Source organism: Epibacterium ulvae (genome assembly GCF_900102795.1).
In the GTDB taxonomy this organism is placed as follows: Bacteria; Pseudomonadota; Alphaproteobacteria; order Rhodobacterales; family Rhodobacteraceae; genus Epibacterium; species Epibacterium ulvae.
The window spans coordinates 162,437-175,535 of sequence record NZ_FMWG01000006.1 but is presented as its reverse complement, the minus strand read 5'-3'; the positions used below and the strand labels follow the sequence as shown (position 1 = coordinate 175,535).

Below are 13,099 nucleotides of genomic sequence, written 5' to 3'. Positions count from 1 at the left end.
ACATATCATAACCCGGATATGTGCGGGAACTCAGTCTTGCTACCAATAGTATAGCACACAATGGCGGCTACTACCGAAAAAAGATCGCATATTTATGACACAAGCCGATATCCGCCCGATTCTGTGACCAAAAGGCGCGCATTTGAGGGATCCGGCTCGATTTTTTGACGCAAGCGATAGATATGCGTCTCAAGCGTATGGGTGGTCACACCAGCATTGTAGCCCCAGACCTCATGCAGCAGCACATCACGTGGCACAACACCATCAGTGGACCGGTACAGGAATTTCAAGATATTGGTCTCTTTTTCCGTTAGGCGGATCTTGCGATCATCTTCTGTGGTCAGCAGCTTCATCGCAGGCTTGAAGGTATATGGCCCCAAGGCAAAAACTGCGTCTTCTGATTGCTCATGCTGACGCAACTGCGCCCGAATACGCGCCAGAAGCACCGGAAATTTAAAAGGCTTGGTGACGTAATCATTTGCGCCTGCATCAAGGCCCAAAATCGTATCCGCATCACTGTCATGACCCGTCAGCATCAAAACTGGGGATTTCACACCCTGTTTGCGCATCAGGCGGCACAGCTCGCGCCCATCCGTATCAGGCAGGCCCACGTCTAGGATGATCAGATCATACAACGCCTCTTTCACCCGCTCCATCGCGGTGGCGCCGGAATCAGCTTCAAAGACATCAAAGTCTTCGGTCATAATCATTTGTTCGCTCAACGCTTCACGCAGATCTTCATCATCGTCAACCAGCAGAATCTTCTTCAATTGTGCCATAGGCCTACCCTCCTGTTTCTGCTCCAACACATGTGCCCCACGCGCGTTTTCAACAAGGTTTCTGTTGTGACTTTCACGCCGATGTGTCGCGTAGAGGGGAAATGTTTCACTTTACTTGCAAATCATCCTAATCCCTGCCAGCTAATGTTTCATAAAGTAAGGAGCACCGCATGGCCTTAATGCCCACAGTGATCGAATTGCTTGCCCGTGCACGGGTGGATCTGCGCATGGGGTTGCCTGTAGTCCTGCGCGGTAAGACCTCCGCAGCCCTTGCAATTGCAACCGAAACCACAACGGCAACGCGGCTAGAAGACATGCGCGCGCTTGGCCCTCTGACAATCACGCTGACGGCACGCCGGGCCCAAACGCTCAAAGCGCGTATCTATGATGAAGGTCTGGCCCGTATTCCTGTCCCAGATCATGCGGACCTCAGATGGGTAGAAGCCCTGGCAAATCCGGCCAATGATCTAGAGCGTCCCATGAAAGGCCCCCTCAACAGCCTGCGTGGTGGTAACATTGAACTGAACACGCTCGCGATTGAACTGGTCAAATCTGCTCGCCTGCTGCCATCAGCCCTGATGGTTGATCTGGATGCGGCGGCAGAATTTGCAGCAACATATGGGCTGACAACCATCTCCCATGTTGCTGCCGAACCGCTTTTACAACAAAGTTCCCCTTTGCACCGTGTGGCCGCGGCCCGGTTGCCGATTGAAGCGGCTGAGGCAGGCAGGCTTCATATTTTTCGCCCCGAAGATGGCAACGAAGAACACTATGCCATCGAAATTGGCCGTCCTGACCGCAGCAAACCCGTGCTCGCCCGCCTGCATTCGGCCTGTTTTACCGGCGATGTTCTGGGCTCGTTGAAATGTGATTGCGGCCCCCAACTGCGCGGCGCTCTTGCACAAATGGGAGAAATCGGCGCAGGCGTCCTTCTGTACCTCAACCAAGAAGGGCGCGGCATTGGCCTTGCCAATAAAATGCGTGCCTACTCCCTGCAGGATCAGGGATTTGACACGGTTGAGGCCAATCACCGGCTTGGCTTTGAAGATGACGAACGGGATTTCCGGCTTGGCGCATCGATTCTGCGGGATATGGGGTTTAGCACTGTGCGCTTGCTGACCAACAATCCAAACAAGATCGCAATGATGGAAAACACCGGCATCAAAGTGGCCGAACGCGTGGCGTTGAAAGTCGGTGAAAACCCGTTCAATCAACATTATCTGGCCACCAAGGCTGCAAAATCAGGCCATATGTTATGACTCCACAGGATCTTATCCTGACTCCGCTGGGCCTGCGATTTCTCGGACGTCGTTTCCCCTGCAGCATCGGCAGTGGCGGCCTAACTTCTGATAAAAGAGAAGGGGATGGCGCAACCCCCATTGGCATTCACCATATTACAGGCGTGCTCTACCGGCCAGACCGTCTTACCCTGCCCTGCCCCTGGGCACAGCCAATTGGCCCTAAGGATTTGTGGTCAGATGACCCGGCCGATGCTGCCTATAACAGTCCGGTGCCAGCCCCTTATGCCCATAGCCATGAACGCCTGCGCCGCGCCGATCCGCTCTACGATGTGATTCTGCTCACCGACTGGAACTGCCCAAATGCGATTCCCGGCAAAGGGTCCGCCATTTTTCTGCATCAATGGCGCAGACCCGGTTATGCGACCGAAGGCTGCATCGCCTTTCGCCGTGATCATCTACACTGGATCACCCAGCGTTTGCAGCCTAACAATCGGGTGATTGTGCGCGCCTGATCAGCCTTCAGGCTTAACCCGCGCACCAAAAATCGCCGACCCAACCCGCACATGGGTTGCCCCCAATGCAATTGCTTTTTCAAAATCGCTGCTCATTCCCATGGACAGTCCAGCCAGATCATTCCGCTTGGCCAATTTCGCCAAAAGCGCAAAATGCAGGCTCGCTTCCTCCTCCACAGGCGGGATGCACATCAACCCTTTTACAGGCAGATCCAGACCGCGACATTCCGCAACAAACGCATCAGTGTCTTCCGGCAGAATACCCGCCTTTTGCACCTCTTTACCAGTGTTGACCTGAAGAAACAGATCCGGGCACTGCCCCAGCTCTTGCGCCAGACGCGCGATAGCCTTTGCCAGTTTTGGACGGTCCACCGATTGGATGGTATCAAACAGCTCCATCGCCTGACGCGCCTTATTGCTTTGCAATGGACCAATCAGATGCAGGTCTACATCAGAGAATGCCTCTTTAAAATCAGGCCATTTCCCCGCTGCTTCCTGAACGCGGTTTTCTCCAAAACAGCGTTGGCCCGCTTGCAACACAGATTCCACACGCTCATTTGGCTGCACTTTGGATACCGCCACCAATTGCACCGATCCAACCGGACGATCTGCCGCACGTTCAGCAGCAGCAACACGGGATGTAATATCGGATAAAGACACGCGCGCCCCTCTTCTTTGTTCCAAGTGACAAAAACACTGTTTTATCGCAAAAGAAAAGGGCGAGCTCTGAAAGAGCCCGCCCGAAGAACCAATGTGGTTCGCTTTAAGCTTAGAAGCTCAGAGCAACACCCAGGTCTGCAACAGTGTTTTCGTCTGCGTCTTGGCCAACACCGCCGCGCAGAGATACGCCGCCGCCCAGGCTGTGGCGGAAGCCAACACCGAAGGAAGTTTCGTTTGCGTCTGCACCACCGTCAGAGATCGCGAAACGCAGATCGGTTGCGGAAGACAGAGCGTAGTTCAGTGATGCACCGAAGGTTACGTCGTCCTGACCGTCAGAGTCGGTTGCCAGAACAGAGAATGCAACTGCGCCGATTTCACCGTTGAAAGATGCTGCCCAGAAGTCTTCGTCAGTTGCACCAGAGTCGGTGTTACCGAATGCGGCACCTACAGTGTAGTTGCCGAAGTTGTAGCTTGCACCCAACTGGTACTGCTGAACGTCGCCAACGCGCTCGTCGCTGTAAGAACCAGAAACGGTGAAGTCACCTGCGGTGTAACGCGCTTTAACGGTGGTTTGGTCTTGGTCGCCTGCGCCGAAGCCAACCAGATCTAGGTCGCCGTTGTTAGACTGTTCGATGAAAGATGTCAGACCAACGCCGTAACCGAAGTAGTCAACTACGTCACCAGAGTCGATAACGTCAGAGGTGTTACCCAGGTCCAAACGGAAGCCGCCGGTTGAAACAGAGAAACGAGCTGCGCCAGGGCCACGGCCTGCGATCGCGCTGTTTTCGTCTTCGTTTGATTCCAGACGGAAGCGAACTTCGAATTTAACGCCAGCGTCAGACTCGGTGATGCCGTCGATGTTTACGCGGAAACGCTGCTCAACGCGTGTTTCTTCTGCGTTGCCTTCGTTGTATGCCAGACCAAAGCGTGCGGAACCGCCCAGTTTGATTTCAGCTGCGGCCATGCCGGTGGTGGCGATCAGCGCGGTAGTAGCGAAGAGAATCTTTTTCATGATTGTCCCTCGGGTTTTCAGATTTCATTTTCAAACTGCGCTGACTGCGCTGTCTGAGTACGGTCCTCGTTTCGCTCGTTTTGGGGGAGTCGCGCAAGCTTGGCTGCCAATGAGCAATTCTTTCGCAATCGATTTGATGCATCGATGTCACACATCCTTAACACCCAGCTGCGCACAAACCCGCAAGATCACGAGTCTTATAAAGAATACCCTTGTTGCCTGTCAGAGCCTTGGGTAGGACTGGTTTTCGACCATAATAGGAACGGATCAGGCTAAAATGCGTGTGTTGGTGAATATCGCTTTGATTGCTGCAATAACAGTAACCACAGGCTGTGGTGCCTTTGGTGGGCGGAACAATGCCGCGCAAACAGATGAACGTGCCGCACAACGCGTGGCAAAACGTGATGCCGTCGAAAAAGCCCGGAACGAGCGTATCGATAGACGTGGCCGATTCGATGATGATCGCGCGCTGGAAGGGCGCGAAACCATCTTTGACCTCTTCAATCGTGAAGCCACCGAAAGCTCTGTGCAGGTCAATCGCTATATCTGGGCCGCGGCACTCGACGTTTTGGAATTCTTGCCAGTGCAATCGGTGGATCCCTTCACTGGCGTCATTACCACTGGGTTTGGCACGCCTCCCGGTGGTACGCAGGCTTATCGCGCCACAGTTCATGTACGCGACCCCGCGCTGGATGCCCGCTCTTTGAATATCGCACTGCAAAATCGCAATGGCCGCCCTGTCAGCGCAGCCACAGCCCGCGCCGTTGAAGACGCTATTCTCTCCCGGGCACGCCAGCTGCGGATTGCAGATGGCAAACTGTAAACTGCACCCACTGGCCTAGACCCACAAAACTACGTATTACAAGCGCCGGGTCATGACCCGGCGTTTTCATGTAAAGGATCGCTCTGATGTCGCGCTACGAAGCCTCAGAAATTGAACAAAAATGGCAAAAGGCTTGGGATCAGGCCGAAATCTTTCACGCAAAACGTGAAGACGACAAGCCCAAGTATTACGTGCTTGAAATGTTCCCCTACCCGTCAGGAAAACTGCACATGGGGCACGTGCGCAATTACACCATGGGGGATGTGATCGCGCGCTACAAACTGTCCACCGGTCATAACGTTTTGCACCCCATGGGATTTGATGCCTTTGGCATGCCTGCCGAAAATGCGGCGATGGCCATCGGCGGACATCCTAAACAATGGACCTACGACAATATCGACACGATGGTCGAACAGATGAAACCGCTGGGCCTGTCGCTTGATTGGTCCCGTATGTTTGCCACCTGTGATGTCGATTACTACGGCCAGCAGCAGGCCTTGTTCCTTGATTTTCTTAAAAAAGGTCTGGTTTACCGCAAAAATGCCGTGGTGAACTGGGACCCGGTTGATATGACCGTTCTGGCCAACGAACAGGTCGAAGGTGGCCGCGGTTGGCGCTCTGGCGCTCTGGTCGAACGGCGCGAGCTGACGCAGTGGTTCTTTAAGATCTCGGACTATTCCGACGAATTGCTTTCAGCGCTGGATAATCTGGAAAACTGGCCCGCCAAAGTTCGCCTGATGCAGGAAAACTGGATCGGCAAATCACGCGGGTTGCAGTTTGGCTTTGAACGCACCGATGGCGCCGAACCGATCACCGTCTATACGACTCGCCCCGACACATTGATGGGCGCGTCTTTTGTTGGCATCTCGCCCGATCACCCAATCGCCAAAGAACTGGAAGCCGCAGATCCAAAGGTTGCGGAATTTGTCGCGGAATGCCGCAAAGGCGGCACCACAGAAGAGGCGATTGAAACCGCCGAAAAGCTGGGGCTGGACACCGGCATCCGCGTGAAACATCCGCTGGATCCAAATTGGGAGCTGCCAGTCTGGATCGCGAACTTCATCCTGATGGATTATGGCACCGGCGCGATCTTTGCTTGCCCGGCACATGATCAACGCGACTTTGAATTCGCCAGCAAATACGACCTGCCCATTATCCCGGTGTTCCAAGACCCGGAATCAGATGCGGCCCTGACCGAGGCCTATGTGCCCACCAAGGCGGAAAAAGTCCGCTATGTAAAAGGCTTCTGCGGCGCCGAACAACAAACCGGCGAACAGGCAGTCAACGCAGCCGTGGACGCGGCCGAATCTGCAGGCTGGGGCGAAGGTGTTACCAAATTCCGCCTGCGTGACTGGGGCCTGTCGCGCCAGCGCTACTGGGGTTGCCCTATCCCTGTTGTTCATTGTGACGACTGCGGCGTTGTCCCCGAAAAGAAAGAGAACCTGCCGATCGAACTGCCCGATGATGTCAGCTTTGATCAGCCCGGCAATCCGCTGGACCGTCACCCCACATGGCGCGATTGTGCTTGCCCCAACTGCGGCAAGCCTGCGAAACGCGAAACCGACACGATGGACACCTTTGTCGATTCCAGCTGGTATTTCGCACGTTTCACCGCACCAAAGGCCGAAACACCCACCGATCTGGCAGAAGCCGAATATTGGATGAACGTCGATCAATACATCGGCGGTATTGAACACGCGATTCTGCACCTGCTGTATTCGCGCTTCTTTGCACGCGCGATGCAGATCACCGGGCACCTGCCCGAATCGGCAAAAGAACCCTTTGACGCGCTCTTCACCCAAGGCATGGTCACCCACGCGATCTATGAAAACGCCGAACGCAAAGATGATAACGGCCGCACGCTTTATCATTATCCATCTGAGGTCGAAGAACGTGATGGCGCAACCTTCGTCAAAGAAACCGGCGAAAAGGTCAAAGTCATTCCTTCGGCCAAAATGTCGAAGTCGAAAAACAACGTGGTCGACCCATTGGCAATTATCTCGGCCTATGGCGCTGACACCGCGCGCTGGTTTGTTCTGTCTGATTCCCCCCCCGAACGAGACGTAGAATGGACCGCCTCCGGTGCCGAAGCTTCGTTTAAGCACCTCAACCGTGTACACCGCATCGCCATGGATGCCGCAGCGGCCACCGGTGAAGGCAAAGGCGACGAAGACCTTTTGCGCGAAATGCATAAAGCCATCCGTGATGTGACGCTTGGCGTTGATTCCTTCGGCTTTAACGCTTCGATCGCAAAACTTTATGGTTTCACCAACACATTGGCGAAATCCAAAGCCGGTGCAGCCGCCAAAAAAGAAGCGGCCAAGGTGCTGGCACAACTGATGTCGCCCATGACCCCGCACCTCTCGGAAGAGATCTGGCAGCTCTTGGGCGGTGAAGGGCTCATTGCAAAAGCCCCCTGGCCCGTCGCGGATGAAGCCATGCTGGTGGAAAACACCGTCACCCTGCCCATCCAGATCAACGGCAAACGCAAGGGAGAGATCGAGGTCGCCAAAGATCTCGATAAATCTGAGGTTGAAAAACTTGCGCTAGCCCACGAAGCTGTACAGCGTGCGTTGGATGGCAACGCGCCTAAGAAAGTCATCGTGGTGCCAGGACGGATCGTCAATGTTGTTGCTTAACCGCAGAAAAACACTTTTTGCTGCGACTGCCCTGATGTTTGGGGCAGTCGGTTGCGGCTTCACACCGGTATACGCCCCCGGCGGTACCGGTGAAGCACTGTTTAATCAGATTGAAGTCGTCGCACCTGAAAAGATCAAGACTCGCAACACAGTTGCGGCTTTCGCATTAGTGCGCGCGCTAGAAGAGCGGCTGGGCCGCGGCGGCAGCACCTATGCGCTTGATCTGACCCTGTCGCAACGCAGCGAAGGTCAGGCGATTACAGCTGAAAACGAAATCACCCGCTTTTCCATCGAAGGGCGTTCTGATTACACGCTGACCCGGCGCAGCGACGGGGTGATTGTCGCCAGTGGAACCGTGAACAATTTCACCGGCTACTCTGCGACCGGATCGACGGTGGAAACCCTTGCAGGGGAACGCGATGCCGAACAACGCTTGATGGTGATTCTGGCGGATCAGATTGTGACGCGCCTCTTATCAACAGATCTGACAGCGGCCCCCACCGAATGAAACTTGGCGGGCGCGAGGCGGATGGCTATTTTGCCAAACCAGATCCGCAAAAGGTCGGCCTGTTGATCTATGGCGCTGATGCCATGCGCGTCGCGCTCAAACGTCAACAGGTACTACGCGCACTGCTTGGCTCCACCGCCGAAGAAGAAATGCGCCTGACCCGTCTTTCTGGTGGCGACCTGCGCAAAGACCCTGCCCAGCTGTTAGATGCGGTTAAGGCCGTGGGCTTTTTTCCCGGCCCCCGCGCCGTTTTTGTAGAAGAAGCCAACGACAGTGCGACCCCGGCTATTGTCAGCGCATTGTCCGAATGGGCACCGGGGGACGCGCAGATCATCATCACCGCCGGGCAACTCAAAGCCAGCTCCAAACTCCGTAAGGCATTCGAAACACACAATAATGCTTATGCGGTTGGGATCTATGACGATCCCCCCTCCCGTTCCGAGATCGAACGGATTTTGGGCAGCGAAGGCATTCAAAATATCCCGACTGACAGCATGTCAGCCTTGTCAGATATTGCTGCTGAAATCGGTCCCGGTGATTTCTCACGCATGATCGAAAAACTGGCCCTTTATAAATATCAGGATCAAGGCCCGCTGACGCTTGATGACATCGACGCGGTGGCCCCGCAATCCACTGAAGCCGCGCTTGATGATCTGTTAAATGTGGTGGCCGAGGGCCGCAGTCAGGAAATTGGCCCTGTGCTTAGCCGTCTGCAAGCACAGGGAACACAGGCTGTTACGCTGTGTATCGGTGCAACCCGTCATTTTCGCACCCTGTACTCTATCGCCTCTGACCCCGGCGGCCCTGCGCAGGGGATCGGTCGGCTAAGGCCCCCGCTTTATGGCAAACGCCGGGACCGGATGTTGCGCCAGGCTCAAAACTGGGGCGCAGCGCGTCTGGAAAATGCGCTTACATTGCTGACGGACACGGATCTTCAACTGCGTTCAGCCGGGCAAACGGCCCCTGCCCTTGCTGTGATGGAACGCGCAATGATCCGCCTTGCGATGCTCAGCCGCAAACGCTAAATGCGCCCCACACCCCTCGACGGACAGGATTGATCTCTCCGAACGAATGTAAAAAACCCGGCACAAAGGCCGGGTTCTTAAACATCTCAGATGTTGGCGCTGCGTTTAGTGGAGCTTTGCGTCCACGTCTGCAATCGCCGCATCGATCAGCTTGTTTGCTTCTGCTGCAGACAGTTGCTTTGAGATAACCTCATCCGCTGCCGCAATCGCAATTTCAATCGCCTGATCACGGACTTCTTTCACTGCCGAAGCTTCTGCAGATGCAATCTGCTCAGCTGCGGTCGCCAAACGGCGCGCGATAGATGTCTCAAGATCCGCTTTGGCTTGCTCTGCCGCGGCAGTTGCGTCTTCACGCGCGCTTGCAACAATGCGATCCGCCTGTTCCTGAACTTCACGCTGCTTGCGCTCATAAGACGCCAGAATAGTCTGGGCCTCTTCACGCAGCGCACGCGCTTCATCCAATTCTTTGCGAATACCTTCGGCACGGTCGTCCAGCTGCTTGTTCAGCAATCCAGGAACCTTAACCGCCAGCAGAATGCCAATGAACAGCAGGAAAGCCAGCAGAACAACAAAATCGGTGTTGTCCAGTGCAAGGAACTTGCCACCACCTGCAGCCAATGCAGGACCAGCAACCAGTGTCGCCAGCGGCGTCAGGGTAAGAGCAATAACGTTGCGCATGTTCTTATCCCTTCATCCGGTCAGCAACTGAGGTCGCGATTGCATCCGCATCCGCCTGACCACCAAGTGCAGTCACCAGCTCAGCTGCGGTGTCGTTTGCAACAACCTTAACAGCGTCCAAAGCACCAGCTTTGATATCTGCAATGGCTTTTTCCGATTCCGCCGCTTTGGCTGCGATTTCCGCGTCTGCCTTAGCAATGGCCTCGTCCAGCTCTGCCTGAATTTCCGCGCGGGCATCTGCAGCAATACGCTGCGCCTCAGCACGGGCATCTGCCAGAGCTTTATTATAAGCGTTTTCGGCCTCTGTCGCTTTGGCTTTCAGATCTTCCGCAGCAGAGAGGTCGTTTGTGATAGTGCCCTGACGCTCAGCCAGAACTGCCGCGATACGAGGCAGCGCAATGCGCGACAGGATAAAGTAGATCGCGACAAGCGTGACCACGAGCCAGAAGATCTGGTTCCCGTAAGTCGAGAAGTCCAGCTGCGGCATGCCGCCTGAACCATGCGCAGCGTCAGCCGCGTGGTGTGCAGCGTCAGCAGCACCGTGGGCTGCATCGTGACCTGCGTCATGCGTATTTGATGCCATGTCGTCCTCCTAAGGAACTTGCCGTTACACCGGGCAATCTGGTTAGCCAGACTGCCCGGCCGTAAGGAAAAAGGTTCCGTTAGGTCTTAGACGGCGAACATCAGCAGCAGAGCAACCAGGAACGAGAAGATGCCCAGAGCTTCTGCAAATGCGATACCGATGAAGAGGGTTGCAGTCTGCGATGCAGCTGCAGAAGGATTGCGCAGTGCGCCTGCCAGGAAGTTAGCAGCAACGTTACCAACGCCAAGTGCCGCGATGCCTGTGCCCATGCCTGCCAGACCAGCGCCGATGTGTGCGAGTTCGCCTTCCATTGTGAATTCTCCTTACGATTGGAAGTTGAGTTTAGTGTTCAAACCAGTGTGTTTCTGTGCCGCTTAGTGCGACGGATGCAGCGCATCTTTCAGGTAAACACAGGTCAGAATGGTAAATACGTAGGCTTGGATAAAGGCCACCAGAACTTCCAGCGCATAAAAGGCGCTGATTGCAAAGATCGGAAGGAAGCCAAAGATGCTGAGACCAGCAGCAAAGCCTGCGAAAACTTTCAGAACAGCGTGGCCCGCCATGATGTTGCCTGCAAGACGAATGCACAGGCTCACGGGGCGCACGAAATATGAGATCACCTCGATTAGGGCCAGAACCGGACGCAATGGCAGAGGCGCAGAAGACACCCAGAACAGCGACAGGAACTTAACACCGTGCAGCGCAAAGCCGATCGCAGTTACAGTAACAAAGACCGCAATCGCCAGTACGCCAGTTACCGCAAAGTGAGAGGTGGTGGTAAAGCTCATTGGGATCAGACCAAGGAAGTTGGCTGTCACAATAAACATGAACAGTGTCATGATATATGGGAAGAAACGTACAGCGTCTTTGCCTGCAACATCTTCAACCATCTTGTAGATAAAGCCATATGCCAGCTCAGCCACAGACTGTGCGCGTGATGGAACGATCGAACGGGCAGACGATCCCAGAACCAGCAGCGCAAAAATCGCAGCAACAGCAAGTGCCAGCCACAGGGTGACATTTGTCGGCGTGTACCATGCAACGTGGTCGCCACCAAACAAGGGCTTCACCAGAAACTGGTCGGTTGGGTGGATGGCCAGACCGGCGTGCTCAGGCGCAAAAATCAGCCCTGAAAGTAGAACTGCGGCGAGTGCCACATATAGAAAAATCTTGCCCATCGTCCCGTTTCTCCTGTCGCCGGGGGATCAATCCCGGTCTTGCGCGTCTTTTTCGTCGGCCGCTTGGGCCATCTCGTTGGTCTGGATCTCGTTGGCGCTGCGGATCATTGTTTTGACCCCGGCCACCAGACCCAGCAATGTAAACACCACCAGAAAGATCGGGATCGTCCCGAACAGGCTGTCCAGCCCCATTCCAATGGCAAGCCCGATCACCAGACCGGACACCAATTCAATCACCATCCGCCAAGCCTGATTGGCCATCGTATAGTGTTCTTCCGTGCGCGGCTTGGGCTCTTGGACCTTACGCGCCTCTGCCAGACGGGCCTCAAGCTGCGCCATGCGCTGCTTTTGTTCGTCGTCTGTCACGGGTGCCATCCTCACACGAAGTCTGCGCTTGTGCTAAGGGCTAGGCGGCACAGAGTCAACGACACAAACCAGCAGAAGGTCACATAAATTTATTGAACAATTTCAAATATATACATCAAAACTACTGTGACAGACGATAGACCATTGCCAATCTCACCGGGAAAATGGCGCGAAATCCTTATTTAACCTTTCGGTTGACTCTGCTTTGCCTCACCCAATGCGCTTGCGCTTGAACAAACGCCCATCAATCAGCAACAAACCAAAGAGGATCAGCGCCAGACCATAAAGATGTGAGGCAAACAGCGGTTCTCCCAGCACCGAGATCCCCAAAAACAGCGCCGAGGTTGGGGCAATCAGCGTGGGCAGCGTGATATTCGTTGGCCCCACACGTGGCATCACCCAATAAAACACGATGAAAGCGGCAGAGGTCAGCACAAAACCAAGCACAAGAAAGGCGCCTAAGCTTGCCAATCCAATGTGTCCGGGCACCCCATCTTGCCAAAGCGCAACAGGCAAAAGCCCCAGCGTTGCTCCGGTCAGGGCCCATGCAACCAGAACCACCGGCTCCATGCCTTTGAACTGCCGCGCGACGTTCACAGATATCGCGTAGCAAACCGGAGCCCCTAGCACGATCAAGACAGCCCAGATTTCAGAGCTGGCCCCGCCCTGTAAAATCGGCACCGACAAAACGATCATGCCAAGAACACCCGCCATGACGCCCAGGCTTTTAAGCAGCGTTGCCCGCTCTCCGCCTGGCCATAGATGTGCAGCCACCACTGCCAGCGCGGGGGTTGTGGCATTCACAATCCCTGCAATTCCGCTCGCGATATGCTGCTGACCCAGTGCGTAAAATGTAAACGGCAGCGCATAGCTCAACATGCCAAACCCAAACAAAGCCGCAATTTGCCCGATTGGTAGACGCCAGTCGCTCCCCCGCAGGCACAGGTACACCCAGCAGCCCAAGGCCCCAAATCCAACGCGACCAAGGGAAATGGTCACGGGGCCCAGTTCACGCAGCAAGATCGCATTGAACATAAAAGACATGCCCCAGCCGATCCCCAGCACAAAGATAATGCCCCAATATCGCAATGCCAT

General features: G+C 55.0%; 15 protein-coding genes. 6 read left to right on the top strand and 9 right to left on the bottom strand.

The features are described 5' to 3' along the window. Window positions 1-92: 92 nt before the first annotated feature. On the bottom strand, window positions 93-779 hold the full coding sequence (locus BLP79_RS11375; protein WP_090219062.1) for a response regulator transcription factor: 687 nt from the start codon (window positions 777-779) through the stop codon (window positions 93-95). Window positions 780-949: 170 nt separating this feature from the next. Here BLP79_RS11375 and ribA point away from each other — a divergent pair, with 170 nt between their 5' ends. Together ribA and BLP79_RS11365 are read left to right on the top strand one after the other, a co-directional pair. Further along, the gene (gene ribA / locus BLP79_RS11370) at window positions 950-2,038 is read left to right on the top strand and encodes a GTP cyclohydrolase II (protein ID WP_090219061.1); all 1,089 of its coding nucleotides are present in this window, start codon (window positions 950-952) and stop codon (window positions 2,036-2,038) included. Then, window positions 2,035-2,532 (top strand): L,D-transpeptidase family protein, encoded by a 498-nt coding sequence (locus tag BLP79_RS11365; RefSeq protein ID WP_090219060.1) that lies wholly within the window; start codon window positions 2,035-2,037, stop codon window positions 2,530-2,532. Before ribA ends, BLP79_RS11365 begins: the two co-directional genes overlap by 4 nt. Here BLP79_RS11365 and BLP79_RS11360 read toward each other — a convergent pair whose 3' ends face one another. Both BLP79_RS11360 and BLP79_RS11355 read right to left on the bottom strand, forming a co-directional pair. Then, on the bottom strand, window positions 2,533-3,192 hold the full coding sequence (locus tag BLP79_RS11360; RefSeq protein WP_090219059.1) for a YggS family pyridoxal phosphate-dependent enzyme: 660 nt from the start codon (window positions 3,190-3,192) through the stop codon (window positions 2,533-2,535). Window positions 3,193-3,301: 109 nt separating this feature from the next. Next, window positions 3,302-4,204 (bottom strand): porin, encoded by a 903-nt coding sequence (locus BLP79_RS11355; protein WP_090219057.1) that lies wholly within the window; start codon window positions 4,202-4,204, stop codon window positions 3,302-3,304. A gap of 277 nt (window positions 4,205-4,481) precedes the next feature. Between BLP79_RS11355 and BLP79_RS11350 the strand changes: the two genes are divergently transcribed. The 4 genes from BLP79_RS11350 (at window position 4,482) to holA (ending at window position 9,199) form a co-directional block, all read left to right on the top strand. Next, window positions 4,482-5,027, top strand: coding sequence for a DUF3576 domain-containing protein (locus tag BLP79_RS11350; RefSeq protein WP_090219056.1), 546 nt, complete (start codon window positions 4,482-4,484; stop codon window positions 5,025-5,027). An 86-nt stretch (window positions 5,028-5,113) separates the two neighbouring features. Beyond that, window positions 5,114-7,666, top strand: a complete 2,553-nt coding sequence (gene leuS / locus BLP79_RS11345) for a leucine--tRNA ligase (protein WP_090219054.1) — start codon at window positions 5,114-5,116, stop codon at window positions 7,664-7,666. Continuing rightward, a complete protein-coding gene (gene lptE, locus BLP79_RS11340) occupies window positions 7,653-8,174 on the top strand; it encodes an LPS assembly lipoprotein LptE (protein ID WP_090219053.1) in 522 nt (173 codons plus the stop codon). Before leuS ends, lptE begins: the two co-directional genes overlap by 14 nt. Further along, on the top strand, window positions 8,171-9,199 hold the full coding sequence (gene holA, locus BLP79_RS11335) for a DNA polymerase III subunit delta (RefSeq protein ID WP_090219051.1): 1,029 nt from the start codon (window positions 8,171-8,173) through the stop codon (window positions 9,197-9,199). The genes lptE and holA overlap by 4 nt, the downstream gene beginning before the upstream one ends. A 105-nt stretch (window positions 9,200-9,304) precedes the next feature. Here the strand turns inward: holA and BLP79_RS11330 are convergent, their stop codons facing one another. From BLP79_RS11330 to BLP79_RS11305, 6 genes are all read right to left on the bottom strand, one after another. After that, the gene (locus BLP79_RS11330; RefSeq protein WP_090219050.1) at window positions 9,305-9,877 is read right to left on the bottom strand and encodes a F0F1 ATP synthase subunit B; all 573 of its coding nucleotides are present in this window, start codon (window positions 9,875-9,877) and stop codon (window positions 9,305-9,307) included. 4 nt (window positions 9,878-9,881) lie between these two features. Then, on the bottom strand, window positions 9,882-10,460 hold the full coding sequence (locus BLP79_RS11325) for a F0F1 ATP synthase subunit B' (RefSeq protein WP_090219048.1): 579 nt from the start codon (window positions 10,458-10,460) through the stop codon (window positions 9,882-9,884). Window positions 10,461-10,546: 86 nt separating this feature from the next. Further along, complete coding sequence (locus BLP79_RS11320; RefSeq protein ID WP_008562443.1) at window positions 10,547-10,771, bottom strand: F0F1 ATP synthase subunit C; 225 nt, start codon at window positions 10,769-10,771, stop codon at window positions 10,547-10,549. 63 nt (window positions 10,772-10,834) lie between these two features. Further along, complete coding sequence (locus BLP79_RS11315) at window positions 10,835-11,638, bottom strand: F0F1 ATP synthase subunit A (protein ID WP_090219047.1); 804 nt, start codon at window positions 11,636-11,638, stop codon at window positions 10,835-10,837. A 27-nt stretch (window positions 11,639-11,665) separates the two neighbouring features. Then, window positions 11,666-12,004, bottom strand: coding sequence for an AtpZ/AtpI family protein (locus BLP79_RS11310; RefSeq protein ID WP_090219203.1), 339 nt, complete (start codon window positions 12,002-12,004; stop codon window positions 11,666-11,668). Between the two features lie 210 nt (window positions 12,005-12,214). Further along, window positions 12,215-13,099 (bottom strand): DMT family transporter, encoded by an 885-nt coding sequence (locus BLP79_RS11305; protein WP_090219046.1) that lies wholly within the window; start codon window positions 13,097-13,099, stop codon window positions 12,215-12,217.

Coding starts and splice junctions, on each gene's coding strand:
- BLP79_RS11355 (WP_090219057.1), bottom strand. CDS start 4,204: ATGAAAAAGATTCTCTTCGCTACTACCGCGCTGATCGCCACCACCGGC.
- BLP79_RS11375 (WP_090219062.1), bottom strand. CDS start 779: ATGGCACAATTGAAGAAGATTCTGCTGGTTGACGATGATGAAGATCTG.
- BLP79_RS11365 (WP_090219060.1), top strand. CDS start 2,035: ATGACTCCACAGGATCTTATCCTGACTCCGCTGGGCCTGCGATTTCTC.
- BLP79_RS11330 (WP_090219050.1), bottom strand. CDS start 9,877: ATGCGCAACGTTATTGCTCTTACCCTGACGCCGCTGGCGACACTGGTT.
- BLP79_RS11320 (WP_008562443.1), bottom strand. CDS start 10,771: ATGGAAGGCGAACTCGCACACATCGGCGCTGGTCTGGCAGGCATGGGC.
- lptE (WP_090219053.1), top strand. CDS start 7,653: ATGTTGTTGCTTAACCGCAGAAAAACACTTTTTGCTGCGACTGCCCTG.
- BLP79_RS11305 (WP_090219046.1), bottom strand. CDS start 13,099: ATGGCATTGCGATATTGGGGCATTATCTTTGTGCTGGGGATCGGCTGG.
- BLP79_RS11325 (WP_090219048.1), bottom strand. CDS start 10,460: ATGGCATCAAATACGCATGACGCAGGTCACGATGCAGCCCACGGTGCT.
- BLP79_RS11350 (WP_090219056.1), top strand. CDS start 4,482: ATGCGTGTGTTGGTGAATATCGCTTTGATTGCTGCAATAACAGTAACC.
- holA (WP_090219051.1), top strand. CDS start 8,171: ATGAAACTTGGCGGGCGCGAGGCGGATGGCTATTTTGCCAAACCAGAT.
- leuS (WP_090219054.1), top strand. CDS start 5,114: ATGTCGCGCTACGAAGCCTCAGAAATTGAACAAAAATGGCAAAAGGCT.
- BLP79_RS11315 (WP_090219047.1), bottom strand. CDS start 11,638: ATGGGCAAGATTTTTCTATATGTGGCACTCGCCGCAGTTCTACTTTCA.
- ribA (WP_090219061.1), top strand. CDS start 950: ATGGCCTTAATGCCCACAGTGATCGAATTGCTTGCCCGTGCACGGGTG.